The 21,942-nt window shown below is 65.5% G+C and carries 24 protein-coding genes and 1 tRNA gene; 13 read left to right on the top strand and 12 right to left on the bottom strand.

Annotated elements, in window-relative coordinates:
- The first annotated feature begins 197 nt into the window (after positions 1-197).
- The 11 genes from CSW63_RS05080 (at position 198) to CSW63_RS05025 (ending at position 9,886) form a co-directional block, all read left to right on the top strand.
- A complete protein-coding gene (locus tag CSW63_RS05080) occupies positions 198-1,235 on the top strand; it encodes a helix-turn-helix domain-containing protein (protein ID WP_099502770.1) in 1,038 nt (345 codons plus the stop codon).
- Entirely contained in the window at positions 1,235-1,984 is a 750-nt protein-coding gene (locus CSW63_RS05075; RefSeq protein ID WP_099502772.1) for an AAA family ATPase, read from the top strand. The genes CSW63_RS05080 and CSW63_RS05075 overlap by 1 nt, the downstream gene beginning before the upstream one ends.
- A 94-nt stretch (positions 1,985-2,078) precedes the next feature.
- Entirely contained in the window at positions 2,079-3,698 is a 1,620-nt protein-coding gene (locus CSW63_RS05070) for a terminase large subunit (RefSeq protein WP_210408499.1), read from the top strand.
- 267 nt (positions 3,699-3,965) lie between these two features.
- Positions 3,966-4,232: a hypothetical protein gene (locus CSW63_RS05060; RefSeq protein ID WP_099502778.1), complete on the top strand. Its 267-nt coding sequence runs from the start codon at positions 3,966-3,968 to the stop codon at positions 4,230-4,232.
- 378 nt (positions 4,233-4,610) lie between these two features.
- Positions 4,611-5,195, top strand: a complete 585-nt coding sequence (locus CSW63_RS05055) for a MerR family transcriptional regulator (protein WP_099502782.1) — start codon at positions 4,611-4,613, stop codon at positions 5,193-5,195.
- Between the two features lie 176 nt (positions 5,196-5,371).
- Positions 5,372-6,598 (top strand): phage major capsid protein, encoded by a 1,227-nt coding sequence (locus CSW63_RS05050; protein ID WP_099502784.1) that lies wholly within the window; start codon positions 5,372-5,374, stop codon positions 6,596-6,598.
- A gap of 3 nt (positions 6,599-6,601) precedes the next feature.
- Entirely contained in the window at positions 6,602-7,141 is a 540-nt protein-coding gene (locus CSW63_RS05045; protein ID WP_099502786.1) for an HK97 family phage prohead protease, read from the top strand.
- A gap of 170 nt (positions 7,142-7,311) precedes the next feature.
- Positions 7,312-8,355 carry a phage portal protein gene (locus CSW63_RS05040; RefSeq protein ID WP_246842052.1) on the top strand — a complete coding sequence of 348 codons (1,044 nt, stop codon included), beginning with the start codon at positions 7,312-7,314 and terminating at the stop codon, positions 8,353-8,355.
- Positions 8,352-8,630: a head-tail connector protein gene (locus CSW63_RS05035; RefSeq protein WP_099502790.1), complete on the top strand. Its 279-nt coding sequence runs from the start codon at positions 8,352-8,354 to the stop codon at positions 8,628-8,630. The genes CSW63_RS05040 and CSW63_RS05035 overlap by 4 nt, the downstream gene beginning before the upstream one ends.
- A 1-nt stretch (position 8,631) precedes the next feature.
- Positions 8,632-8,817 (top strand): hypothetical protein, encoded by a 186-nt coding sequence (locus tag CSW63_RS05030; protein ID WP_099502792.1) that lies wholly within the window; start codon positions 8,632-8,634, stop codon positions 8,815-8,817.
- Positions 8,810-9,886, top strand: coding sequence for a tyrosine-type recombinase/integrase (locus tag CSW63_RS05025; protein ID WP_127846937.1), 1,077 nt, complete (start codon positions 8,810-8,812; stop codon positions 9,884-9,886). Before CSW63_RS05030 ends, CSW63_RS05025 begins: the two co-directional genes overlap by 8 nt.
- A 28-nt stretch (positions 9,887-9,914) precedes the next feature.
- Here the strand turns inward: CSW63_RS05025 and CSW63_RS05020 are convergent.
- Positions 9,915-9,991 (bottom strand) — tRNA-Arg (locus CSW63_RS05020).
- A gap of 286 nt (positions 9,992-10,277) precedes the next feature.
- On the opposite strand from CSW63_RS05020, the gene CSW63_RS05015 reads away from it, so the two are divergent.
- Both CSW63_RS05015 and CSW63_RS05010 read left to right on the top strand, forming a co-directional pair.
- Complete coding sequence (locus CSW63_RS05015) at positions 10,278-11,423, top strand: sensor histidine kinase (RefSeq protein ID WP_062096293.1); 1,146 nt, start codon at positions 10,278-10,280, stop codon at positions 11,421-11,423.
- Complete coding sequence (locus CSW63_RS05010; RefSeq protein WP_062096295.1) at positions 11,420-11,773, top strand: response regulator; 354 nt, start codon at positions 11,420-11,422, stop codon at positions 11,771-11,773. The genes CSW63_RS05015 and CSW63_RS05010 overlap by 4 nt, the downstream gene beginning before the upstream one ends.
- On the opposite strand, the gene CSW63_RS05005 is transcribed toward CSW63_RS05010, so the two are convergent.
- From CSW63_RS05005 to CSW63_RS04955, 11 genes are all read right to left on the bottom strand, one after another.
- Positions 11,770-12,954: a DUF563 domain-containing protein gene (locus tag CSW63_RS05005; protein ID WP_062096296.1), complete on the bottom strand. Its 1,185-nt coding sequence runs from the start codon at positions 12,952-12,954 to the stop codon at positions 11,770-11,772. The genes CSW63_RS05010 and CSW63_RS05005 overlap by 4 nt on opposite strands.
- 10 nt (positions 12,955-12,964) lie before the next feature.
- Complete coding sequence (locus tag CSW63_RS05000; RefSeq protein ID WP_062096297.1) at positions 12,965-14,020, bottom strand: DUF563 domain-containing protein; 1,056 nt, start codon at positions 14,018-14,020, stop codon at positions 12,965-12,967.
- Positions 14,017-16,470: a glycoside hydrolase family 99-like domain-containing protein gene (locus tag CSW63_RS04995; RefSeq protein ID WP_062096298.1), complete on the bottom strand. Its 2,454-nt coding sequence runs from the start codon at positions 16,468-16,470 to the stop codon at positions 14,017-14,019. The genes CSW63_RS05000 and CSW63_RS04995 overlap by 4 nt, the downstream gene beginning before the upstream one ends.
- Entirely contained in the window at positions 16,467-17,219 is a 753-nt protein-coding gene (locus CSW63_RS04990; RefSeq protein ID WP_062096299.1) for an ABC transporter ATP-binding protein, read from the bottom strand. The genes CSW63_RS04995 and CSW63_RS04990 overlap by 4 nt, the downstream gene beginning before the upstream one ends.
- Before the next feature lie 9 nt (positions 17,220-17,228).
- Complete coding sequence (locus CSW63_RS04985; protein ID WP_062096300.1) at positions 17,229-18,020, bottom strand: ABC transporter permease; 792 nt, start codon at positions 18,018-18,020, stop codon at positions 17,229-17,231.
- A gap of 164 nt (positions 18,021-18,184) precedes the next feature.
- Entirely contained in the window at positions 18,185-19,432 is a 1,248-nt protein-coding gene (locus CSW63_RS04980; RefSeq protein WP_062096302.1) for a TIGR03862 family flavoprotein, read from the bottom strand.
- Entirely contained in the window at positions 19,398-19,793 is a 396-nt protein-coding gene (locus tag CSW63_RS04975; RefSeq protein WP_062096304.1) for a type II toxin-antitoxin system VapC family toxin, read from the bottom strand. The genes CSW63_RS04980 and CSW63_RS04975 overlap by 35 nt, the downstream gene beginning before the upstream one ends.
- On the bottom strand, positions 19,793-20,032 hold the full coding sequence (locus CSW63_RS04970; protein ID WP_062096306.1) for a type II toxin-antitoxin system VapB family antitoxin: 240 nt from the start codon (positions 20,030-20,032) through the stop codon (positions 19,793-19,795). Before CSW63_RS04970 ends, CSW63_RS04975 begins: the two co-directional genes overlap by 1 nt.
- Before the next feature lie 144 nt (positions 20,033-20,176).
- On the bottom strand, positions 20,177-20,866 hold the full coding sequence (rplA, locus tag CSW63_RS04965) for a 50S ribosomal protein L1 (protein WP_062096308.1): 690 nt from the start codon (positions 20,864-20,866) through the stop codon (positions 20,177-20,179).
- A 4-nt stretch (positions 20,867-20,870) separates the two neighbouring features.
- Positions 20,871-21,302, bottom strand: coding sequence for a 50S ribosomal protein L11 (gene rplK / locus CSW63_RS04960; protein WP_010918527.1), 432 nt, complete (start codon positions 21,300-21,302; stop codon positions 20,871-20,873).
- 160 nt (positions 21,303-21,462) lie between these two features.
- The gene (locus CSW63_RS04955) at positions 21,463-21,888 is read right to left on the bottom strand and encodes a hypothetical protein (RefSeq protein WP_127846936.1); all 426 of its coding nucleotides are present in this window, start codon (positions 21,886-21,888) and stop codon (positions 21,463-21,465) included.
- Positions 21,889-21,942 lie beyond the last annotated feature (54 nt).

Here is a 21,942-nt window from a genome sequence, read left to right as displayed (position 1 = left end):
GAGCGCCTGCTGATTTCTAAAGACAATCTCGGACGGACGTCTAACCGCAAGGCAAAGAAAAACCCCGCCGAGGCTGGCACCTCGAACGGGGTCAATTCCTTGCAAGGGAAGACGAAAACCCAAGCGGGCAAAGCTTACCCGCAAGCGGTCAGCCTCGCAAGCGCGCGCCGCGCTTCCGCCGTCCAGGGGGTGCAATCATGAGCGCCGTCCTCGAACTGCACGACTACATGCGCAGCAAGCTCGCTTGGCAGGAAGCGGCCATCCGCGATCAAAGCCTTTCGCCTGTCACCCGCTTGATCGCCTGTCAGCTGATGCACGACCTTCATTCCGAACGGCGCGGCGCCTGGCGCTCTCAGGATAGCATCGCTGCGCTCATCGGGGTTGATGTGCGTACCGTTCGCCGTGCGCTCGCTTCACTCGTCGCGAGCGGCTACCTCAAGGCCACAATTTCTCGCGGCCGGGGTCACGCCAACTTCTACGAAGCGGTGTTCTCGGGCGCTTCCAACGACGCCGAAAACCGGACACAGGTGTCCAGCGATGAGGCGGAAAACCGGGCGCTGGTGTCCAGCGACACAGCGGAAAACCGGACACTGGTGTCTGAAAAACCGGACACTAGGACCCCCCCATACCAAGAGATAAACCTTAAACCCCCCTATACCCCCCAAGCCTCTGATAAGGAGCAACCCGAGCCGCAGCGGCTGTCGCCTGAGTCCGCCATTGAGGTTCACTGGAAGGCGTTCGAGGCGGCATATCCGTTGAACCACGCCACCCCGTCCGGGATGCTGCGCGCTCGCTTGGCATTCGAGGGGATCGTTGATGGTCGCCAGGCAACGCCACAGGCGCTGATCGCCGCTGCTGCTGCGTATGCTCGCAAGCGGGCGGGTCAAACTCCCGACCGCACCAAGACCCCCTACCACTGGCTTCGCGAAGCCTGCTGGCAGGGCCACAAGGCGGCCAACTGCAATCAGCCGCGAACTGAATTCGTCGCTGCCTTTGCCGATGCCGAGATTCGCGCCGCCGCCTGCCGCGCCATGGGCGATCCTGCGACCGTCAGCTACCTCGATCCCGCAGCATGGCGGGCGGTCGACCGCGTTGTGGTCTGCCGTGGCGAGACGGCCGCCCGCGCGCTCCGAGAACGGGCAGGGCGGGTGCTGCAGGCGATGAGCGTCCGGGTGATTGCCGACGCTGAGGAACACGCGCGCCTCATCTCGGCTGCTGACGTGAGGGCCGCGTAATGGCGGTCTGGCCCTACAGCACGGCCAATTGGCAGCGCCTGCGCGCTGCCAAGCTGTCGGCCGATCCGTTGTGCGAGCCCTGCCAATGGCGCGGCGTGCAACGTCCCGCTACCGCTGTCGACCACATCGTCAGCATCGCCAGCGGCGGCCAGCCTTTCCCGCCGTTGACCGGGCTACGCTCGATGTGCGTCCCCTGCCACTCGGTCAAGACTGCCGCGCTTGACCGTAAGGGCGGAAAGGGCGTCGCGTTCAAGGGGTGCGGTCCAGATGGTCTGCCCCTCGACGCCGCCCACCCGTTCCGCGATCTCGCAGACCATCGCGTCACGCTCGTCTGTGGCCCTCCCGGGTCGGGCAAGTCGACCTATGTCCAGTCTCAGCGCAAGACCGGTGATCTCGTTCTTGACCTGGATGTCGTCATGTCTGCGCTGAGTGGAGAAGATCTCTACCAAGCGCCGGTGGAGCTGCTGCCCTTCGCCCTCCATGCACGCGACGCTGTACTCGATCGACTGCGACGCCAGCATGATCTTCGCCATGCCTGGATCATCGCCGGCGCTGCGACTGTCGACGAGCGCACGCGGATCACTTGGGATCTCGACGCGTGCACCGTGCTGCTGCCGGTCTCTGCTGATGTCTGCGTTGCTCGGATCAACGCCGATCCTCGCCGTCCGCCTGCTGAGAGAGCCAAGCACGTCGCAGCTGTCGCGAATTGGTGGCGCAGGTACGAGGCCGATACCCCCTCGAAGGACTAGAAGCTGACGCGTCAGGACCGCCCAGGGAAGGAAGGACACAGTTAGTTCGAGATTGGAGCGTCTGATGGGGTTGCGCGGACCTGGAGCAAAGCCGGTGAGGCTGGTCGCCAGCAACGACGAACATCCGAGCCTGTTCGCCGCTGCAGTAGCGCCGACCACGCCGCACCCTTGGGACGCTGCAGGCCTGTCGCGGGTTGAGCGCGTGATCGCCTTTCTGGAAACCCTGCCGATCACGTCAGGCTCACTCGCCGGACAGCGCTTTTCCGTTCGCCATTGGCAGCGTGAGTTCCTCGAAGCGGTCTACAGCGAGACCGAAGACGGCGCGCGCCAGGTCCGCACCGCCGTGCTGTCCATGGCTCGCAAGAACGGGAAGTCCGGTCTCGCCGCCGGCCTTGCCCTCTGCCACCTCGCTGGACCGGAAGCGGAGCCCCGAGGCCAGGTCTATTCTGCTGCGAATGACCGGCCCCAAGCCGCGATCCTGTACAACGAGATGACCGCCATCATCGCGCAGGTGCCTTGGCTTGCGGCCCGTCTCAGCGTCCGCCGGCACTCGAAAGAGATCGAGGACATGGAGACGGGTTCGATCTACTGCGCGCTGTCCGCGGACGTCGCCGGCAAGCATGGGCTTTCGCCCTCCTTCGTCGTCTATGACGAGCTTGGGCAGGCCACCAGCCGCGATCTGTTCGACGCCCTGGATACCGCCATGGGCGCTCGGGCCGAACCTCTGATGCTGGTGATCAGCACTCAGGCGGCCAGCGACCTCGCGCCCATGTCGGAGCTAATCGACTACGGCCAGCGCGTGCTCGACGGCGACCTTGAGGACGCTTCGTTTCACCTCACGCTGTTCGCGACGCCTGAGACCATGGACCCTTGGTCCGAGGAGGCTTGGCGGGCTTCGAACCCGGCGCTTGGCGACTTTCGGTCGTTGGAGGATGTGCAGCGCCAGGCGGCTCAAGCGCGCCGAATCCCATCCAAGGAAGCGGCCTTTCGAAATCTGATCCTCAACCAGCGCGTCGCGGCCGAAACGCGCTTCTTGCCCGTGAGCGAGTGGAGAGCCTGCGCCGGTCGGATCGACTACGAAGCCCTAGAGGGGCGCGCCTGTTGGGCGGCTCTTGACCTTGCCGCGACGCGGGATCTGACCGCCCTGGTCCTGGTGTTCCCGGACGAAGCCGGCGGAATCGACGTGCTGCCGACGTTCTGGCTTCCATCCGCCAACCTGGCCGATCGCGCCGAACAGGATCGCGTGCCCTATGTGCTGTGGCGCGACCAGGACCTGCTGCAGACGACGCCCGGCGCCGCGACGGATCCCCGGTTCATCGCCGCCGCTTTCGCTGAGATCCGTTCTCGCTATCGCGTCCAGGCGCTCGCCTATGACCGTTGGCGTATTGAGCAATTCAAGCTCGCGCTAATCGATGAGGGCGTCGACGACGTGCCGCTTATCCCCCATGGACAGGGCTTTCGCGATATGGGGCCGGCGGTGGATGCTTTCGAGCTGGCGGTTGCTGAGCGCCGGCTTCGCCACGGCGGACACCCCGTCCTGACCTGGTGTGTCAGCAACGCCGTCGCGATCCGCGATCCGGCCGGAAACGCCAAGTTGGACAAGAGCCGCTCAACCGGCCGGATCGACGGCGCCGTTGCGCTCGCGATGGCGCTCAACGCAATGCAGATGCACCCTGAAGAAGAGGCTTGGTCGCCTATGGTCGAGTTTGGCTGAACACTTGGTCGAGGATCGCGCGGATAGCGGCGGGGCGTGAAAGCGAATCGGATTCGCGTGCGATCCATGCATCAAGCGCCGCTAGTTGATCGGGCTGCAGCCGAACCATCACCGGCGTACCTTTGCCCGTAGCCGGGCGGCCCCCGAGGTTTTTGCTATCACGGCTTGACGTCATAGGGTTTATGATAGCACAAAAGGCGGGCTACGCGGAAGCTACCAACGACCGCGCAGCCCTAACCGAAACCGATCTTTCGAGGAGATCAGGCCATGGCTTCGCTTGCCATAGCACGCCCTGTCGCGCGCCCAAATCAACAGTCACTCCGGCGTCGCCTGGAAGCGTCGATCGAGGCCGCTATCGCTGCGCTCGACGCCCTGGACGGCGATTCCGATCTTGAAGACAGCTTCGACCAGGAAGCCGCCTGCGAAGACGACGGCTTCGATGCGGACAGCGAACCCGACGACTTTTACATTTGCGCATGGCCAGACGGTGAGGTTGACCAGACCAACGTCTTCGCTCGCCCATGGGGGGCTTAGCCGTGGCGCGCGTCATCAAGTTTCAGCGGCCTGCGCCCTTGTCGGCGCAGGATCCATGGCAGGCTTTCGACTGGAACGCGGCCGCCTTCTGGCACAGCCAGTTGCCTGAGTGCATGGCTCATGCCCGCGCCGATGGGCTCACGCCTGACGACCTGGCCGCCGTTATTTTCGACCGACCCGAGGAAGGGCAACCCCGCGTCCCCTATGCGATTTTCGGGTCGCTCGCTGGTGCTCAAAGGATCTTTGGCCCTGGTGGGCAGGTCGCTTGCTTGGCGTGAGGCGAATTCAATTCGCCTTACCACCCGCCAACCGAAAGTTACCCCCGTTCCAATTTGATGGGCAATTGACCATCAAATTGGAACGTGCGAGCCTTACTTTATGGCCGAGTCTGAGCACCTCCTGTTTTCACACCGCGAAGCCGTCCTAGTGACCGGCGTCTCGGATGAGGCGCTGCATAGCTGGGTTCGTCGGGGCTACGTGGTTCCCGCCGTTGCCTCGATGGGGCGCGGAAAGAGGCGCGCATACGATCAGATGAACCTGGTCCAAATCCAAGTTCTCAACAGCTTCGCGCAGGCTGGTATTGATCCCAGCCTATCAGCGTTGGTGTTTGAACAGTTAAGGCCGCTCGCTGCCGATCTCATCACCGCTTGGCCGCTCAGTCGTTTTGTCCCGATTGGCAAGCCCGCAACCAGTTCACATGGCCAACTTGATCGGACTTACCGGTACTGGCTGATCGATCGCTGGGGGATGGTGTCTGCCGAGTTTGTGCGCGGTCCTGACGGCGCTCTGATCCCAGACCGGCCCTTTCACCATCTCCCCCCCACAGCGATGTGGATCGCTATCGACGTTCAGCTGAACGAATGGGTGCTTTTCCCGATCGAATACGTTCAGGCTGGCCGCCCGCAAACGGAAGAAGACTTCGAAACTTGGCTCGACCATCGCGTGATGGAGGCCAAGAAATAGGTTTTAGGGCGTCGCTCATCGACGCTGCAGCGGCCCAGCGAACAACGGAAAGAGACCTCCCTGACGCCCGCCGGCCGAGCCGGTCAAAGAGGGTCAAGGTCTCAAGGCCGCAACAAGTTTTCCCGTAAATCCAGGCCGTGAGCGGGCACGGCCACCCATAGCTAGGAGCCTGGCCAATGCGAAGCATTGCCGCGTTGCAAGAGCAACGAGCCGCCCGTGTCGACGCCCTCAAGGCCATCGTCACGAAGGCGGAAACTGAAAATCGCGACCTCTCGACCGAAGAAAACAACGCCTTCGAGAGCGGTCGCGCCGACGTCGAACGGATCGACCGCGACCTGCGTAACGCCCAATTCCTAGCCGAAGCCGAGCGCCGCGGTCCTGGCGACCCGGTGAACGACAACCTGCAACAACCCGACCTGAGCCGTTACAGCGCCGCTCGCGCCATCCGCTGCGCTATGACCGGCCGCTTCGACGGCCTTGAAGGCGAAATGCACACCGAACTGTCTCGCGGTCGCGAGACGCGCGGCGTCATGATCCCCACGACCGTGCTGTTGGGCGAAGTCCGTACCCAGACCGTCGGCACCGCCTCGGCCGGCGGTCACACTGTGGCGACGCAGCTCGCACCGCTCGCTGACCGCATCAATCGCCCGGCGCTCAAAATCGAAGCGCTGGGCGCTACCGTAATGCGGAACCTCACTGGCTTCCTGGATCTGCCGAACCTTTCGGCGTCCGGTTCGACCGCCTGGGTCGCCGAGGACGGCGACGCGACGCGTTCGGCGGCGACCTTCAGCAAGGTCTCGATGGCGCCGAAGACCGTGACCGCCGAGTATCAGCTGTCGCGTCGCCTCATCCTGCAAAGCAACGAGGCCATCGAGAACCTGCTGCGCACCGACCTGGGCCAGCTGCTCGCCCAAGCGCTGGACGCCGCTGCGATCAAGGGCGGCGGCTCTAACCAGCCGGTTGGCGTCATCGCCAATTCGGGCGTCGCTAAGGTGACGACCGCGACGGCGTTCTCCGACACCACGGCCGATCTGATTTCGGCCCTGGAAGTGGACGACATCACCGGTACGGCGGCGTTCCTGACCCACCCCGGCGTGATCAACGCCTGCAGGAAGATCAAGGATGGTCAGGGCCACATCGTGACCCTGCAGGAGCTGTTCCATAACCAGCGGGTGGAGACGACGACCCAAGTCCCCACCAACCTTGGCAGCGGCACGAACAAGAAGGGCCTGATCTATGGCCTGTGGTCGCAGCTGGTCATCGGCTATTGGTCGGCGGTCGACGTCCTGGTGAACCCCTATCACGCCGACGTCGCCAGCAACGGCGGCGCCCTGATCCACGCGTTCCTTGATGCGGACGTCGCCGTCCGTAACCCGGCCGCGTTCCGCTACGCGGAGATCTAGCCCATGGATGTCCGCACCCCTGAGCGCCGCGCGGCGCAATTCGAAGTTCGCGCCAAGGGCCGTCGCCTTGAAGGCTATGCGGCCCTCTTTGGGGTGCGGGCAGCCATCGGTGACTTTGAAGAAGAGATCAGCCCCGGCGCCTTTTCATCCCACCTGGCCAGCGGCCTGGACACCCTGGCGCTCGTTGACCACGATCCCACCCGGCTTCTCGCCCGAACGCGGTCCAAGACCCTGCGACTGTCTCAAGACAGCCATGGCTTGGCGTTTGAGCTGGACGTCCCCGACACCAGCGAAGGCCGCGATATTCTCGCCCTGGCGGAGCGCGGCGACCTTGGCGGCATGTCGTTTGGCTTCAACGTCCTGCCAGGGGGCGAAAGCCGGGCGAACCGGGTTCGCGTCCTGCAATCCGTTCGCCTCCATGAAATCAGTGTCGTGAAGGCCTTCCCCGCCTACAGCGGCACCGTCGTCGCCGTCCGAGCGAAGCCTTCGCAGCGCGAACGCACCCTGCGCATGGCGCGCCTTCATCTGGAGTCGCTGCTGTGAGCATTCTTGGATTTTTCAACCGCGAGAAGCGGGCCGCCTCGATCACGTCGAGTGATCCCTACCTAGCCGAGTTCTTCGGCCTTCGCGGTCAGGGCGCTACCGGCGTCCAGCCCGATCTTCTCTTGAGCAATAGCGCCGTCGCCGTCCGTTGCGTCGGCATCCGCTCTGAAATGCTCGCCAGCGTCGGCCTCTTTCTCTTCCGCCGCACGGACAATGGCGGCCGGCAGCGCGCCGATGACGTCCCGCTCTACAGCGTTCTTCATGATCAGATGAATGACCAGCTGTCGGCGTTCGAGGGGCGGGAGTTTCTTGTTCGCTCGCTGGACCTCTACGGCAACGGCTACGCCCGCATTGAGCGCGACCAGCGCGGCCAGGTCGTCGCCCTCTATCCTCTTCAAGCGCCTAGCGTGGTCGTGGAGCGCTTGCCGTCTGGTCGCGTGCGATATCGTGTCAGCGACGGCAGGGCCGGGACCGTCGTTCTTCTGCAGGAAGAAGTTCTGCACATCCGAGGCCCTTCGCGCGATGGGCTGGTCGGCGTCTCTGCGATCCAGCTTGGACGCCAGGCCATGGGGCTTCGGATCTCGCAGTCGCAGACCGCAACGGCCATGGTCGACAACGGCCTACGCCCCAGCGGTGTCATGAGCTACCCCGAAAAGATCAATGCTGCCGATCGCGCCAAGCTTCGCGAGTCGGTCTCCGAACGCCTCCAGGGCTCCGCCAATGCTGGCCAGCTGATCATCATGGACGGCGGCGCCACGTTCACGCCGCTGGCGTTCTCCGCCGAAGATGCTGAGTTCCTGGCGTCTCAGAAACTCAGCAACGAAGACGTCGCGCGGCTCTTTGGCGTTCCGCCGACGAGCGTCGGGATCACGGACAAGGCCACCTATGCCAACACCGAACAGGAGGGACGGGCCCTTGTGCAGAACTGCCTTGGTCCGCTTGCGGCCCGCGTCGAATCCGCGCTCAGGCGCTGCCTGCTAACGCCGGAAGCACGACGCTCGCTGTACGTCGAACATGACCTCTCGTCGGTCCTTCGCGGCGACGTCCAGGCCCGCTTCGAGTCCTACCGCATCGCCCGCGAAATCGGCGCCATGTCGCCTAACGACATTCGGCGCCGTGAGAATGAGCCTCCTATCCCCGGCGGCGATATTTATCACCAGCCCGCGAACTGGGTTGTTCTTGGCGAATCCGGTTCGCCTGGGGGTGTCCAATGACCGTCATCGTGACGCTCGAGGAGGCCAAGGCGTGGCTTCGCCTCAGTGAAATTGAGGATCATGAAGACACTGTGATCCAGGCGATGATCGAGACGGCCACCGCCGAAGCCCTTCACCTTGCTGACGGCCTGGAGGAAGGCGCCGAGGAGGTGCCTCCTACGCTCAAGACGGCTGTCTTGCTCCACGTCACGTCGCTTTTCGAGGAGCGTAGCGAGGGCGGTGTTCCGCCGGCATCGTCGGCGCTGGCCAGGCGTCACCGGAATTGGAGCGTCTGACATGTCCAAGGCCGCTGCCGTCAAACAGTCAGATGTGAAGCGCTACGTCAAAGGTGCGCTGGAAGCTGGCTTCCCGGTCGGTGAAATTGTGATCCAGCCTACCGGGGATATTGTCCTCCGCTCCGCCCCTACAGGCCACACCCCGACCAGCAAGAACAACTCACTGGATCGAAAGTACGGTGCCTAAGAAGAAGCCTCCTCACGTCAGCATGTACAGGGACCGCCACGGGAAGATCCGTTGGCGGTTCCGTAAGGCTGGCCAACAGGAGGCTCAGACGTCAGCCGAATTCGGGTCTTCTGACTGGTGGGATTGGTACCGCGCGGCCCTATCCAGCGCACCGCGTCAGATTGGCAGCGAGCGCTCTAGCCCGGGCAGCTTCAACGCCCTGATTGTGGCCTTCTATCAGTCCTCTCAATGGCAGCTGCTGAGGCCGGAGACCCAACGATCCTATCGCGGTGAAATCGAGCGCTTTCGTGCTGAGGATGGCCAAGCGTTCGTTCGCGACCTGAAGCCACAGCACATCAAGCGAATGATGGACCTTAAGGCCGCCACGCCTAACGCTGCCAACAACCTGCTGAGAATTCTCAGGGTCCTTATGGCCTTCGCCGTCGAGCGAGGCTGGCGAGACGATAACCCGGCCAAGGACGTGAAGCGCCTGCGCATCCGCTCCGAGGGCTTTCACACCTGGTCAGAGGCTGAAATCGCGAAGTTCGAAGCCCGGTGGCCTGTCGGGACGAATGAGCGGCTTGCCTTCGACCTGCTGCTCTACACCGGCCAGCGCAGCGGCGACGTGCGCTTGATGACCCGCGCACAGGTCAAAGACGGGACGGTTTCGCTTCGTCAATCGAAGACCGACGAAGCGCTCGTCATTCCCGTTCATCCCGCCCTAGACGCTTCGCTGCACGCCGCTGCCGGTGATCACCTGGTGCTGATCACCACTCAGTATGGCCGACCTTTCACCGCTAAGGGATTCAGCAACTGGATTGCTGAGTCTGCCGGAAAGGCCGGCCTTTCCGGCTGTACAGCTCACGGCCTTCGGAAGTCGGCCGCCGTTCGCCTTGCGGACGCTGGCTGCACGCCTCACGAGATCATGGCCATAACTGGCCACCGGTCGCTCAAAGAGGTGCAGCGCTACACCGCCGCCACCAACCAACGGGCCAACGCCGAGGCGGCGATGAAGAAGTTTCGAAGAACGGACAGTGATCAAAAACTGTCTAACCGGTCCAAAAAGTTAGACAAAAAAGGAGATATCTAGTTGAAAAATAAGTCCTTTTTCACGCCGATGGCGGCCCGGGAGGGACTCGAACCCCCGACCTTCGCTTTAGGAAAGCGCTGCTCTATCCTGCTGAGCTACCGGGCCGCGCGGCGCGCGGGTCAGGGTGCATAGCGCAAGACGGGGGCGGTTAGAACCCCGTCGGCGTGGCCTTTGCGCCATCGTTCGGCGGTCGGCGCTTTTGGCGGCGCGACTGCGACCGAGTGACGCCCCCTGCGGAAGATTGAGACTTATCAAGACGACAGGCGGCGACCATGCGATTTTCTCTACGGTTCGCGTGGACTGTGTTTTTGATTCGCGAATAGCGGTCGCGCTTGTTCGGCGGCGGCTACATGTTAGGGTTTCACGGCACAACCATCGTGCGACTGGAGCGATGCAGGAGCTCGACGCCAACCACAGCATCGGCGAGGCCGAAGCCGGCCTGACGACCCTGATCGAATTGATCGAGTCGCTGTCGGCGACGCGTACGATCGAGGAAGTCGCCGACGTGGTGCGAAGCGCGGCGCGGCGAATCCTCAACGCCGACGGCGTGGCCTTTGTCATGCGGGACAAGGACCAGTGCTGGTATGTGAACGAGGACGCGATCGGCCCGCTCTGGAAGGGCAAGCGCTTCCCGATGGACCAGTGCGTCGCGGGACGCGCGATGATGGCTGGCCGCGTGGTGGTCTGCCCCGACATCTATGCCGACGCCGACGTTCCGCATGACGCCTATCGTCCGACCTTCGTCAAAAGCCTGGTGGTCGCGCCCGTCCGCCCCCGCGATCCGCTCGCGGCCATCGGCGTTTACTGGGCGCGTCCGCACACGCCCTCGGCCGAGGTCTTGCAAAAGCTGCAGGTGATCGCCCGCGCGACGGCGTCGGCCCTCGAGAGCGGGCGGCTGAACGACTATCTGGCGGCCTCGCTCGAGCACGGCCACTTCCTGCTGCGCGAGCTGGATCACCGGGTGAAGAATACGCTGGCGATCGTGCAGTCGCTTACCCGCCAGACCCTGCGGACCACACCGTCGCCCGACGCCTTCGCCGAGGTGTTCGAGAGCCGGATCCTGGCCCTGTCTCACGCGCATGAGCTTCTGACGCGCCACGCCTGGGGCCGTCCGCAGCTGGAGGAGATCCTTAGACGCGCCTTGACGACATTCTCCGACGACGCCGCGGCGCGCTTCGCCGTCAATGGACCGGCGGTGGCGTTCAACGCCGAGACGGCGGTGTCCGTCCACATGACCATCCACGAACTGCTCGCCAACGCCGCGCGGCACGGCGCGCTTTCGACGCCGGAGGGCCGCGTCGTCATCGACTGGAGCATTGACGAGACAACCGCCCCGGCGCTGCTCACCCTGACCTGGCGCGAGCAGGGCGGCCCCCCGCTCGTGGGCCCGCCGTCGCGGCGCGGATTCGGCTCGAAGATGGTCCATCAGGGCCTGGCGCGAGATCTGGGGGGACAGGCCGTGCTCGATTTCCAACCGACGGGCCTCGTCTTCACGCTGCGCGCGCCGCTGTCCGAGCGCATGGGCCTGGCCGCATGAAGACCGCTCGCGTGATCATCGTCGAGGACGAGGCCTTGGTGGCCATGATGGTCGAGGACATGCTGGACGACATGGGCTGCGAGGTGGCCGGCTCGTTCGGCGCGGTCGAGACGGCGCTGGCCTGGCTCAGCGATCATCCGCCGCCTGACGGAGCCGTGCTGGATGTGAATATCGGCGGTGAGATGGTGTTTCCCGTCGCGGAGAAACTGCGAGAACGCGGCGTGCCGTTCGTCTTCGCCACCGGCTATTGCGACTTGCCCCGCTCCGGCTTCGAGTCTGTCGAGGTCCTGGCCAAACCCATCAACGCCGGCGCGCTGCGTATGGCCGTCGACCGCTTCCGGGCGGGCTAAACCCGCATTTCCGGATCCGCGACCGGGAACGGCGCATCATCCCAACCCGCCATCGCTTTGCGGGTCTGAGCGCGATCCACCGCGATCGTCAGCTTCTCACGGAAGACATCGGCGTCGATGGTGAAAGGCTGATTGGCGCGCGCTTCGATCGAATAGAGACGCGCCTCTCCATCGGACGGCAGGATGTAGCCGACGTCGTGGCGGCGGAAATTGCCGATCCGCGACTGCACCTCGACCAGCCAGTTCAAGGACACGACCTGACAGCCCTGCGGCGACAGGAGCGCGTTATGCAGGCCCGAGCCAAACTCGCCGGCCACCAGCCGCGCCTTGGAGAACAGCCGCGCCTGCTGCTCCCAGCTCAGCGTCTCCGGCCGCAGCACGGTCAGGCCGGCCTCCCGCGCGATCCCCTCGATCTCGGCCTCGTTGGCCAGCTCGCGGAAGGACTGGGCGGTCCTCACGCCCCCGCGGCTGACGAAGATCATGTCGTCGCCACCGCCCTTAGGCCATGCCAAGGCCTCCCGCTCCAGGTTCCAACGCAGAAAGTCGTGGAACACGTAGTTGCGGTTCAGCATATGCGGCAGCAGCGCCGCGCCGATCTCGACCGCCTCGTCGCGCGGGTCGTAGGTGATGATCTCCTGATCGGGCAGCATCATCCGGACGATCCGCGCCACATAGCCCGGTGCGGTCCGTGGCAGGAGCAGCGGCGCTACGATGCCAGCCCTGGCGAGGGCGCGGATCACGAACAGCTTCGGATACATCTCGGTCAGCCAGTGACCCCAGACGAAGTTGAAGTGGGTGATGACAAAGGCCCGGTCGAGCCGGTGAGTCACCGGCGCATCGAAATCCCAGGCTTGGCGGGCGATGTCGTGGCGGTACCAGTGCTGGATGTAGAAGGGGTATGCGCCCTCGGCGTAGAGCAACTGGTCGTCCAGCTTCAGGTGAGCGCCCGTGCCGCCGGCCACGGCGCGCCGGACCACCAGCAGGTCAACAGGCGGCGCGCGAAGGTCGCCCTCGATATGCGGGCCATTCACCAAGTCCCCCGGACAAGGCCACAGCATCGGTCGAGGCGGCACCAGCGTCCCGCGCTCGATCAGCAGCGCGCGCGCCACGCGGTCGGGTCCGTGCAGGGCGCCCGATAGCGGCACGAACTCCGCGTTGGACAGATCGAGGAATGAAGCCACGGCCCGGTCCTTAGGCCCGCTGCGCCAGGAACGCCAGCAGCGCCACCACGTCGGCGCGCCAGGCGAAGGCGGAGGCGGGGCGCAAGGCGGCGTCCAGGGGCGTCTCCAGCATCTCGCGAACGCCCTCGGCGTCGAAACCTCGCCACTTCAACCCCAAGCCGGTCGCCAGGTTCTGGACCCAGACGCTCGTAGAGCCCGGCGGCCGCATTTCGACCACTTCGGCGCCTGGCGGGCAGAACAGAAGATTGGCCAGCGCCGTTCCCGTGGCGGCGACGATGAGGTCCGCCTCGGCGAACAACTGGATCAGCTCGCGAGCCGAGGATGTCTCGGGACGGACGATCGTGTAACCCAGCGCCGCCAGTTCGATCTCGACCCCAGCCTCGTCGACCATGACCGCGTCGTACAGGTCCGACCGGCTGATATACAATTTTCGGCCGGCGCCGTTTGCCCCGCCGAGCCCGGTCAGCACGCGCCCGCGAACCTCGGCCAGCATCGGGTGTGCGACGACGGGCCCAAGCGCTGGCGTAAGCACCGCCTCGTCCAGCTCGGTCCACGGCGCGTCGAGCGTCTGCGGCGCGGCGATCCCCGTCAGGGTCAGCAGCTCGGCTTGCCAGGGCGTCAGGGGCGGCAGGACCGGGGGATGCCCGGCCAGTACGCCGGCTTGGTCAGCGGCCAGAAACGCCGGCAGGGTGTCGAGTAGAAAGCCGGCATAGTTACGCAATCCGCCCCATCCAGCGATCACCGCCGCTTTAGGCAGCCGCAGAGCGGCGTCCGGCAGGATCAGGCGACTTTGGCCCTGATGCACGCGTACGCCCGGCAGCGCCGCCAGATCCGGACTGACCCGCAACGCCTCGTCCGCAGCGCCGCCGAGAACATGCCCCTGACGATCCACAACCACGCCGAACGCGGGGGCGCACCAGACGTCTCGCACCGTGGGATAGCCCGCCAATGGGACCCTGCCATCCAGAACAAGAGGCAGAGATGGCGGCTCCGGCGGTCTCGGCGTCGGCGCCAGGGCCTTCAGCTTGCGACCGACCCGGCGGGCGAGGCGGGCCAGTCGGCTCACAGCTCGAAGCTCGCGCGATAGCCGGCGCGCTCGACGATGGCCGCCGTCAGGCGTTCGATCGCATGGGCGGTGGTCCCATCGACGCGCCCGAGCTCCGGCCCGAAGGCGATCTCGGCGTCCGACAGGTCCGTCAGCGGGGCAAAGGCTTCGGTCCGCCCCCAGAACATCGAGCCGGCGGCGAACGGCGTCTCCGGACGCGGCTTCAGGCCCATCCGCGCCGACAGCCGGTCGGCCTCGGCGCGGTTGTTGTCCATCACGTCGGGATCGCCGATGCGCATGCGGGCGCTGGCGGCGGCCAGCAGGCCCAGCTTCGGGTCTCGAGCGAAGGCGCGCAGGGCCAGGGCCGCCGCCTCGCCGCCCAGCAGGCCCTCGACCAGCTTGGCCCGCCACTGGTCGCCCTTGGCCTGGTGTGGCGAGCGCTTGGAGTGCAGCTTGCAGAACACCGAGTAGTCGATCGCCCGGGCGCGGCGCAGGGTCTCAACGAACGGGCGGATGTCGCGGCCCCGGTTCTCGGCGATCGCCAGATGGGCGGCCGGGAATGCGGCTCGGGCGCGGGCCAGATCCGCCTCGCTCCAAGTCTCCGGTACGGTGATCATCAGATCAAGGACGTCCGCCGTGGCCGAAAGGCGCTCGGCGAACCAGCCGATCAGCTCCGGATAGAATAGGTGCAGCAAGGTCACCGCATCGGCGCGCTTTACGAACTGCCCCTGCGCTTCGGCGACCAGCGGGTGGGCGTCGGTCAGGCGCGGCAGCCAGGCGCTGAGCGCCGTGCGGGTGGCGTGCAGATAGCCGTGGCCGAACCAGCGATCGGGCTCGAGATAGGCGCCCTCCCCCCACTCGTTCCAGGCGTTGACGAATACCATCGCCTCGCCCTTGGGATGCCTGGCTTCGGCGTGCTTCAGCGCGCCCGACAGCCAGCCGAAGTAGCTTTCGGGGTCAGCGTTGTGGAAGGCGACCCCGGCCCACGGCTTGCGGGCCTGGTTGTCCCAGCCGGGCATGACGCCGGGCACGAAGGCGGCCGGAACCTGCACCAGCTCGTCCAGCTTGTGGCGGGCGACGGCCGGATAGTCATAGACCTTGCCGGTAAAGCCGGCGTGCAGCGGCGTAACCCGGTTGGTGATCTCGCCTTCGACAATCGCGTGGGGCGGGAAGTCGACGATGCCGTCGAAGCCGTGGCCGGCATAGTCCTGGAAGCCGAAGGCGGTGGTGCACAGAAGATGCAGCTCGCCCAGGCCCATGGCCCGCGCCTGCCCACGCCAGCGTTCAGTCGTCGCCTTGGCGTCAGGCAGGATCTCGGGGCGGTAGAGCACCAGGAGCGGTTTTCCGCCCACCTGCAGATAGCGCGGGTCGCGCATGTAGCGGGCCAAGTCCTCGAACACCGCGCGATCATCCTCAGGCGAGTGTTCCTGGCCCATCAGGATGTCGCTCTCATCGCCGTCCCAGCGGCGGGTCCAGTTCTCGTTGGCCCAGCAGAGGGCGAACGGCAGGTCCAGGCTCGGATCGTTCAGGAACAGGTCCAGCGGCCGCTCCAGCAGGCGCTTTCCGGCGAACCAGTAGTAGTGGAAGCAGAAGGCGTGGAGACCCGCGCCCTTGGCCAGGTCCACCTGCTGGGCCAGCACCTCGCGCTGGCGCAGGTCATAGAAGCCCAGATCCGCTGGCAGGCGCGGCTGGTAATGACCCAGGAACTGCGGCTGGGCCTTGGAGACGTTAGTCCACTCGGTGAAGCCTTTGCCCCACCATGTGTCATTCTCCGGAAACGGATGAAACTGCGGCAGGTAGAAGGCCACGACCTTGGGCGCGTCGGCCGGCAGGGTGATCGGGGCGGCGATCGGCGCGGCGTAGTGCGGGCTGCGCAGGTTGCGGGAGACCGCGATCGCGTGAGCGTAGGTCGCGCCGACCGCGCCGCCATCGGCCGCCGGACGCGCCACGCGTCCCTTGGCCAGCAGCGCCCGGCCCCAACGCCAGGCTGCGCCGGCGGGGCCGCGCAGAGGGCCCAGCATCGGCTTCAGCGCCTGGATCGCTGCGCCCCGCAGGCCGCGCGGATCCTTGCCAAGGTCGCCGATGCGCGTGACCTTGAAGGCATCGACCGTGAAGGCGCAGGCGCCTTCGGACGGATCCAGCCGCACGCCGTTCAGCTGGAAGCTGCGGGCAGGCAACGAGGCGAACCAACCGTCGGGACCGGCCTTCAGGCGGGCGTAGGAATCCTCCGAAAAGCCATCGCCCCAGTCGGCGTAAAGCGCGGGGCCGACCAGCTTGCCCTCGACCGCCTCAAGCTTGACGTCGATCCGCACCGCCTTGGCCGACCGCAGCGCCTTGCGCTCCTCACGGGTAGGCGTCCAGAGCATCTGCGGATCACCGTCGCGCGCCGCCAGCACCGTGCGCCCGGTCGCGTCGACGCCGGCGACCGACACGTCGCGGCCGGTCTTCAGGCCGGGCGGCAGGCGGCTCATGCGGCCTGGGTTTCGCGGTAGGCCAGCCACGCCTCGGTCGAACCCAGGAAAGCGATCTTCCCGCCCTGCAGTTCGCAGACGCGATTGCAGACGCGCTGGACCAGGTCGTGGTCGTGGGTGGCCATCACCATGATCTTGGCGTCCTCGACCATCCGGTGCATGCGCTGGGCGGCCTTCTGCACGAAGGCGGCGTCGCCTGCGCTGAGCCACTCGTCCAGCACCAGGATGTCGGCCTCGAACTCGGTCGCCACCGTGAACATCAGGCGCGCTAGCATACCGGCCGAATAGGTGCGCACCGGCAGGTGCAGAAAGTCGCCCAGGCCGGAGAACTCAGCGATCGCGTCGACGCGGCTGTCGATCACCTTGCGCGAAAGCCGGCGCATCAGGCCCAGCTTGTGAATGTTGCGAAGACCCGTCGCCTCCATGTCGAGGCCGGCGTTGATGGCGATCATCGAGGTGATATCACCGTCGATCGACAGCTCGCCCCGCGTCGGCGAATAGATGCCGGCGATCACCTTCAACAAGGTCGTCTTGCCCGACCCGTTGTGGCCGACGAGGGCGATGCGGTCGCCTTCGTTGATCTCGAGATTGATGTCGTGCAGCGCCTTGACCGCCGCGACATCGCCCGCCGCCTTGTACATCCGTCCGCCCACCGCGAGGTTGAACACGGCGCTCCGCAGCGACTGCGAACGCAGGCTGTAGACGAAGTAGTCGAGATCGACGTTGGTCAGCTTGATCTGGTGCGTCATCGTCGTCTCCTACAGCCAGAAGACCACGCGCTTGCGGAACATCGCCAGCAGCGTGATGGCGACGACGACGAGCACGCCCAGGGTTCCGAGTGTCCACCACCAGTGGATGGCCTCCGGCGCATGGCCGGTCAGCGGCGCGCGCAGCAGCTCGACCTGGTGGGTGAAGGGGTTCAGCTCGACCACCCAACGGTGCTTTTCGCTGACGTTCGCGGTCATCCAGAACACCGGCGTCACGTAGAACAGCAGCTGGACGACATAGCTCATCATGTAGGCCACATCGCGGAAGCGGGTGGACGGGATGGCGATGATGAAGCCCTGAAAGCAGACGATCAGCATGATCAGCGCCAGCGCCGGGATCAACGTCCAGTGAGGGATCGAAAACCGCTGCAGCACCAACATCGTCGCCCAGAAGGCGATCGCCTGGAACAGGAAGTTGGTCGCCGATTTCTGGGCGTGCAGGAAGACATAGAAGCTGAGTGGCAGGCGTTGGCTCTGCATCAGCCCCGCGTTCATCAAAAAGATCGCCTGGGCCTCGGCGATGGTGGTGCCCACCAGCGACCAGGCCAGAAGGCCCGCCATCACCTGCGGGTAACTTTTCATCATGTCCACGCCCATCAGGGCGCTGACGACGAAGGCCAGGGCGAAGGCGATGACCAGGAGGTTGCAGGCCATCCAGAAAGGCCCCAGCACCGAGCGCTGGAAGCGTGACGCCGTCTGGTCCAGGCCCAGCCGCCACCACAAGGGCGCGAGACGGATTCCGTCTGCGACATCCTTCAGGGCCGCCATCAGGGGACTCGGCATCCGTAACCTTCCTTAGCGCCTCACGGCGGTCAGCAAGGCGCTTGCTTATAGGGGCGAAAGCGTCCGGACAATGGCTTGAGCGGCCGTCGGGCGACGCAGCGTGACGCTTCTCATTGTGTGTTGCGTAAAAACTTTAGTTGCGGAGCCTTGGCGCGAGATCAGCTCTAGCCCAATCGCTCCAGCGCCGCCCGGCCGGCTGCGGCGCCGGTCGCGAAACAGGCCTGCAGCAGATAGCCGCCGGTCGGCGCTTCCCAGTCCAGCATCTCTCCGGCCAGCAACACGTCGGGACGCCCCTTTAGTGTAAGGCCGTCCAGGCTCTCGAAGCGAACGCCGCCGGCCGAGGAGATGGCCCGGTCCAGCGGCTGGACCCCTGTCAGGCGTAGCGGCGCGGCCTTGATCGCGGCGGCCAGGGCGGCCGGTTCCAGGGGGAGATGAAGGCCATGGGCCTCGCGTAGCAGATTGACCTCGACCGGCGACAGCTTGACGGTCTTGCGCAGGAAGTTGGCCAAGCTCTGGCCGCCGCGCGGAGCGTGGAGGCGGCGTTCCAGCGTTTCGGCGGGAATGTCGGGCCGCAGGTCGATGGTCAGGATCGCACCGCCCGCCAGAGCCGCGTCGCGCGCCACCCCGCCCAAGGCGTAGATCGCGCCGCCTTCCAGGCCATAGCGTGCGATGATCGCGTCGCCCCGCGCGCGGGCTTCGCCCAGCCTCAAAGCCACGTTCTTCAGCGGCTCGCCCGCAAAACGGTCACGGAAGACCTCGCTCCAGGCCACATCGAAGCCGCAGTTCGCCGGCCGGAAGGGTGCGATCTCCGAGCCGCCCACCCGCAGCAGCGGCGCCCAGGTAGCGTCGGAACCGAGCTTGGGCCAGCTGGCGCCGCCCAGCGCCAGGATGGTCAGGCGCGCGCGTACCGAATGACGGCCGTCCGCCCCCTCAATCAGCAAGGCCCCCATGGCGTCCCAGCCCTTCCAGGTCGAGCGCGGACGCAGCGACACGCCCAGAGCTTCCAGGCGCGAGAGCCAGGCGCGCAGCAGGGGCGAGGCCTTCATCGCCTGTGGAAACACCCGGCCGCTGGCCCCGACGAAGGTCTCCTGTCCTAGTCCCTCGGCCCAGGCGATGAGGTTTTGAGGCGTGAAGGCGTCCAGCATCGGCCGCAGCAACGCAGATCGCTCGCCATAGCGCGCGGCGAAGCGCTCGAAGTCCTCGCTGTGGGTCAGGTTCAGCCCGCCTCGCCCGGCCATCAGGAACTTGCGCCCGAAGGTCGGCATCTTCTCGAACACGGCCACTGACCGCCCGGCCTTGGCGATCGTCTCGGCCGCCATCAGTCCTGCGGGCCCGCCGCCGATCACGGCGATGTCGAGGATGCGCTCGTCGGTCACGTCAGGCGGCCATGACGTCGGTTTGGGAAAAGTCATCACCCTTGTAGAGGAGCGGCGTATTGCGAAGCGTGGCGCAGGCGTAAGCGAAACAATCGCCCATATTCAACCTCGCGGGATGCACGCCCTTGCCGAAACGCGCGTGCGCCTCAAGGGCTGCGGTTTGTTCGGCGGGTCCGATCAGGAGCACCTGCGCCTCGGCATAGAGCTGGAGAGCACGAAGTTCCTGTGCGACGGCGTGGATGTTCCTGTTCGTTTGGCGCGCGACGGCGCGAACAGTTTCCCAGTTCGCGATCGCCGAGGTGGTGACTTCGACCGCATCAGCGATTTTCTCTCTGAAAGCTTCTGCCTCGGGCTCTTCGAGAAGCATGGCCGTCCAGGCCGACGCGTCAACGAACATCAGTCTTCGTACATGTCGTCGAAGAACGCCTTGTCGGCCGGCAGACCCGTTCGGGGCCAGCTGGCGACTTCCGAGCAGATGGCCCGCATCTTGGCGAGCTTCTCTTCCCGAGCCTTATCCCGCGCCTGCAAGGCTTCAGCGGCGGCCAGCTTCACCGCTTCGGTAATGCCAAGCTTCGTCTTTTCAGCCAACTCGCGCACAAGGGCGTCGGTCTCTGGGTCTCTGACGTGGAAAGCCATCCGTCATCTCCGTCTAGACGAAATATAACATTGGCTAGCTGGCCCCACAACAACGCCCAGCCCCCAAACGCAGAACGGGCGCTGGATTGCTCCAGCGCCCGTGCCGCTACGCTTTACTGGTACGCTTACTAAAACCTAGGTGTCTCAGGCGCCGATCGAGGCGATGTCGACCTTGAAGCCCGGGCCCATCGTCGACGACAGGCCGACGCGCTTGATGAACACGCCCTTGGCGCCCGAGGGCTTGGAGCGGTTCAGAGCTTCGATCAGGGCCTTGACGTTGATCGCCAGGGCTTCGTCGGTGAACGAGGCCTTGCCGATGCCGGCGTGAACGATACCGGCCTTTTCGACGCGGAACTCAACGGCGCCGCCCTTGGCGTCCTTGACGGCCTGGCCGACGTTCGGGGTCACGGTGCCGACCTTCGGGTTCGGCATCAGGCCGCGCGGGCCCAGCACCTTACCGAGGCGACCGACGAGGGCCATCATGTCCGGGGTCGCGATGACGCGATCGAAGTCCATGAAGCCGCCGGCGATCTTTTCGTACAGATCCTCGGCGCCGACGTGTTCGGCGCCCGCCGCGGTGGCTTCGGCCGCCTTGGCGTCCTTGGCGAAGACGGCGACGCGGACGTCACGGCCGGTGCCCGAGGGCAGGTTCACGACGCCACGGACCTGTTGGTCGGCGTGACGCGGGTCAACGCCCAGGTTCACCGAGATCTCGATGGTCTCGTCGAACTTGGCCTTGGCGTTGGCCTTGACCAGGGCGATGGCGGCTTCGACCGAGTGAGCCGCGTCGCGGTCGCCGGTCCAGGCCTTGATGCGCTTGGGTTGCTTAGCCATTGGATTAGGCCTCCACGATCTTCAGGCCCATGGCCTTGGCGGAGCCTTCGATGATCTTGGCCGCAGCCTCGAGATCGTTGGCGTTCAGGTCCTTCATCTTCTTTTCGGCGATTTCGCGCAGCTGGGTGCGCGTCACTTCGCCAACGGTCTCACGACCGGTCAGCTTCGCGCCCGACTTCAGACCGGTGATCTGCTTCAGGTAGTGCGTCGCCGGAGGCGTCTTGGTGATGAAGGTGAACGACTTGTCCTGATAGACCGTGATCACGGTCGGCAGGGGGGTGCCCTTTTCGACGTTCTCGGTGCGCGCGTTGAACTCCTTGCAGAAGCCCATGATGTTGACGCCGCGCTGACCCAGAGCCGGGCCGATGGGGGGCGAAGGCGTGGCCGAGCCAGCCTTCACCTGGAGCTTGATGTAGCCCAGGATCTTCTTAGCCATAGTGTCCTCACTGGTGAGCCGTGGTGCGGGCTTGGCGTCCCTCCCACGGATTTGAACCCGCCCTCACCCAGAATGGATAACGACGAGCACGCCCCAGGACGAGGTCCGGGAGCGAGGCGCGGCGTGTAGCAGGCGGTGGACGGTGAGTCAAAGGGGGTGGTCAGCCCCTGCTCCGCCCCGCCTTGATCTTAGGCGACCGCGCGACAATCCGCCGGACCCGCGCCGGCTGGGGGCGAACCTCTTCGAGGATACGGTCGACGCAAGATTCCGAACGGCTCGGCGCGCAGCTGACGGTAAAGGCCGCGAGCGTTCGGCTCTTCTCGGGGATGCGGCGGTTCGACATCCGAGCCGGGATCGACAGGGTCACACGGTAGGCGTAGGCGCCGTCCGCTAAGGGCGTTCCATTGGCGATGTGGACGTTCATCGGCTCGTCAAAGTCCCGCACAAGGCCGGGCTCAAGCCTTAGCCGCGCATCCAAAAGGTCGAAAACCGGACTCGTCTGGGCGTCGTCGCCCGGATGGCTGGCATAGAAATGGAGGGGTCCGGCGGGGGGCAGCGTGGCGCAGCCGCCGAGGAGGAAAGCCATGCTGACGCTCGCAATGATGACGGGAGGGAGACGGCCGTTCACCTTTAGCCTCGC

This window comes from Caulobacter sp. FWC26, assembly GCF_002742645.2.
GTDB lineage: Bacteria > Pseudomonadota > Alphaproteobacteria > Caulobacterales > Caulobacteraceae > Caulobacter.
Note: the sequence above shows the minus strand (reverse complement) of the source record. Positions and strands in the feature narration are given on the sequence as shown.

Excerpts from the sequence above, each read along its gene's own strand:
- CSW63_RS05080 (WP_099502770.1), top strand. The coding sequence starts at position 198 with ATGAGCGCCGTCCTCGAACTGCACGACTACATGCGCAGCAAGCTCGCT.
- CSW63_RS05075 (WP_099502772.1), top strand. The coding sequence starts at position 1,235 with ATGGCGGTCTGGCCCTACAGCACGGCCAATTGGCAGCGCCTGCGCGCT.
- CSW63_RS05060 (WP_099502778.1), top strand. The coding sequence starts at position 3,966 with ATGGCTTCGCTTGCCATAGCACGCCCTGTCGCGCGCCCAAATCAACAG.
- CSW63_RS05055 (WP_099502782.1), top strand. The coding sequence starts at position 4,611 with ATGGCCGAGTCTGAGCACCTCCTGTTTTCACACCGCGAAGCCGTCCTA.
- CSW63_RS05050 (WP_099502784.1), top strand. The coding sequence starts at position 5,372 with ATGCGAAGCATTGCCGCGTTGCAAGAGCAACGAGCCGCCCGTGTCGAC.
- CSW63_RS05045 (WP_099502786.1), top strand. The coding sequence starts at position 6,602 with ATGGATGTCCGCACCCCTGAGCGCCGCGCGGCGCAATTCGAAGTTCGC.
- CSW63_RS05040 (WP_246842052.1), top strand. The coding sequence starts at position 7,312 with ATGCTCGCCAGCGTCGGCCTCTTTCTCTTCCGCCGCACGGACAATGGC.
- CSW63_RS05035 (WP_099502790.1), top strand. The coding sequence starts at position 8,352 with ATGACCGTCATCGTGACGCTCGAGGAGGCCAAGGCGTGGCTTCGCCTC.
- CSW63_RS05030 (WP_099502792.1), top strand. The coding sequence starts at position 8,632 with ATGTCCAAGGCCGCTGCCGTCAAACAGTCAGATGTGAAGCGCTACGTC.
- CSW63_RS05015 (WP_062096293.1), top strand. The coding sequence starts at position 10,278 with ATGCAGGAGCTCGACGCCAACCACAGCATCGGCGAGGCCGAAGCCGGC.
- CSW63_RS05010 (WP_062096295.1), top strand. The coding sequence starts at position 11,420 with ATGAAGACCGCTCGCGTGATCATCGTCGAGGACGAGGCCTTGGTGGCC.
- CSW63_RS04995 (WP_062096298.1), bottom strand. The coding sequence starts at position 16,470 with ATGAGCCGCCTGCCGCCCGGCCTGAAGACCGGCCGCGACGTGTCGGTC.
- CSW63_RS04990 (WP_062096299.1), bottom strand. The coding sequence starts at position 17,219 with ATGACGCACCAGATCAAGCTGACCAACGTCGATCTCGACTACTTCGTC.
- CSW63_RS04985 (WP_062096300.1), bottom strand. The coding sequence starts at position 18,020 with ATGCCGAGTCCCCTGATGGCGGCCCTGAAGGATGTCGCAGACGGAATC.
- CSW63_RS04980 (WP_062096302.1), bottom strand. The coding sequence starts at position 19,432 with ATGACTTTTCCCAAACCGACGTCATGGCCGCCTGACGTGACCGACGAG.
- CSW63_RS04975 (WP_062096304.1), bottom strand. The coding sequence starts at position 19,793 with ATGTTCGTTGACGCGTCGGCCTGGACGGCCATGCTTCTCGAAGAGCCC.
- CSW63_RS04970 (WP_062096306.1), bottom strand. The coding sequence starts at position 20,032 with ATGGCTTTCCACGTCAGAGACCCAGAGACCGACGCCCTTGTGCGCGAG.
- rplA (WP_062096308.1), bottom strand. The coding sequence starts at position 20,866 with ATGGCTAAGCAACCCAAGCGCATCAAGGCCTGGACCGGCGACCGCGAC.
- rplK (WP_010918527.1), bottom strand. The coding sequence starts at position 21,302 with ATGGCTAAGAAGATCCTGGGCTACATCAAGCTCCAGGTGAAGGCTGGC.
- CSW63_RS04955 (WP_127846936.1), bottom strand. The coding sequence starts at position 21,888 with ATGGCTTTCCTCCTCGGCGGCTGCGCCACGCTGCCCCCCGCCGGACCC.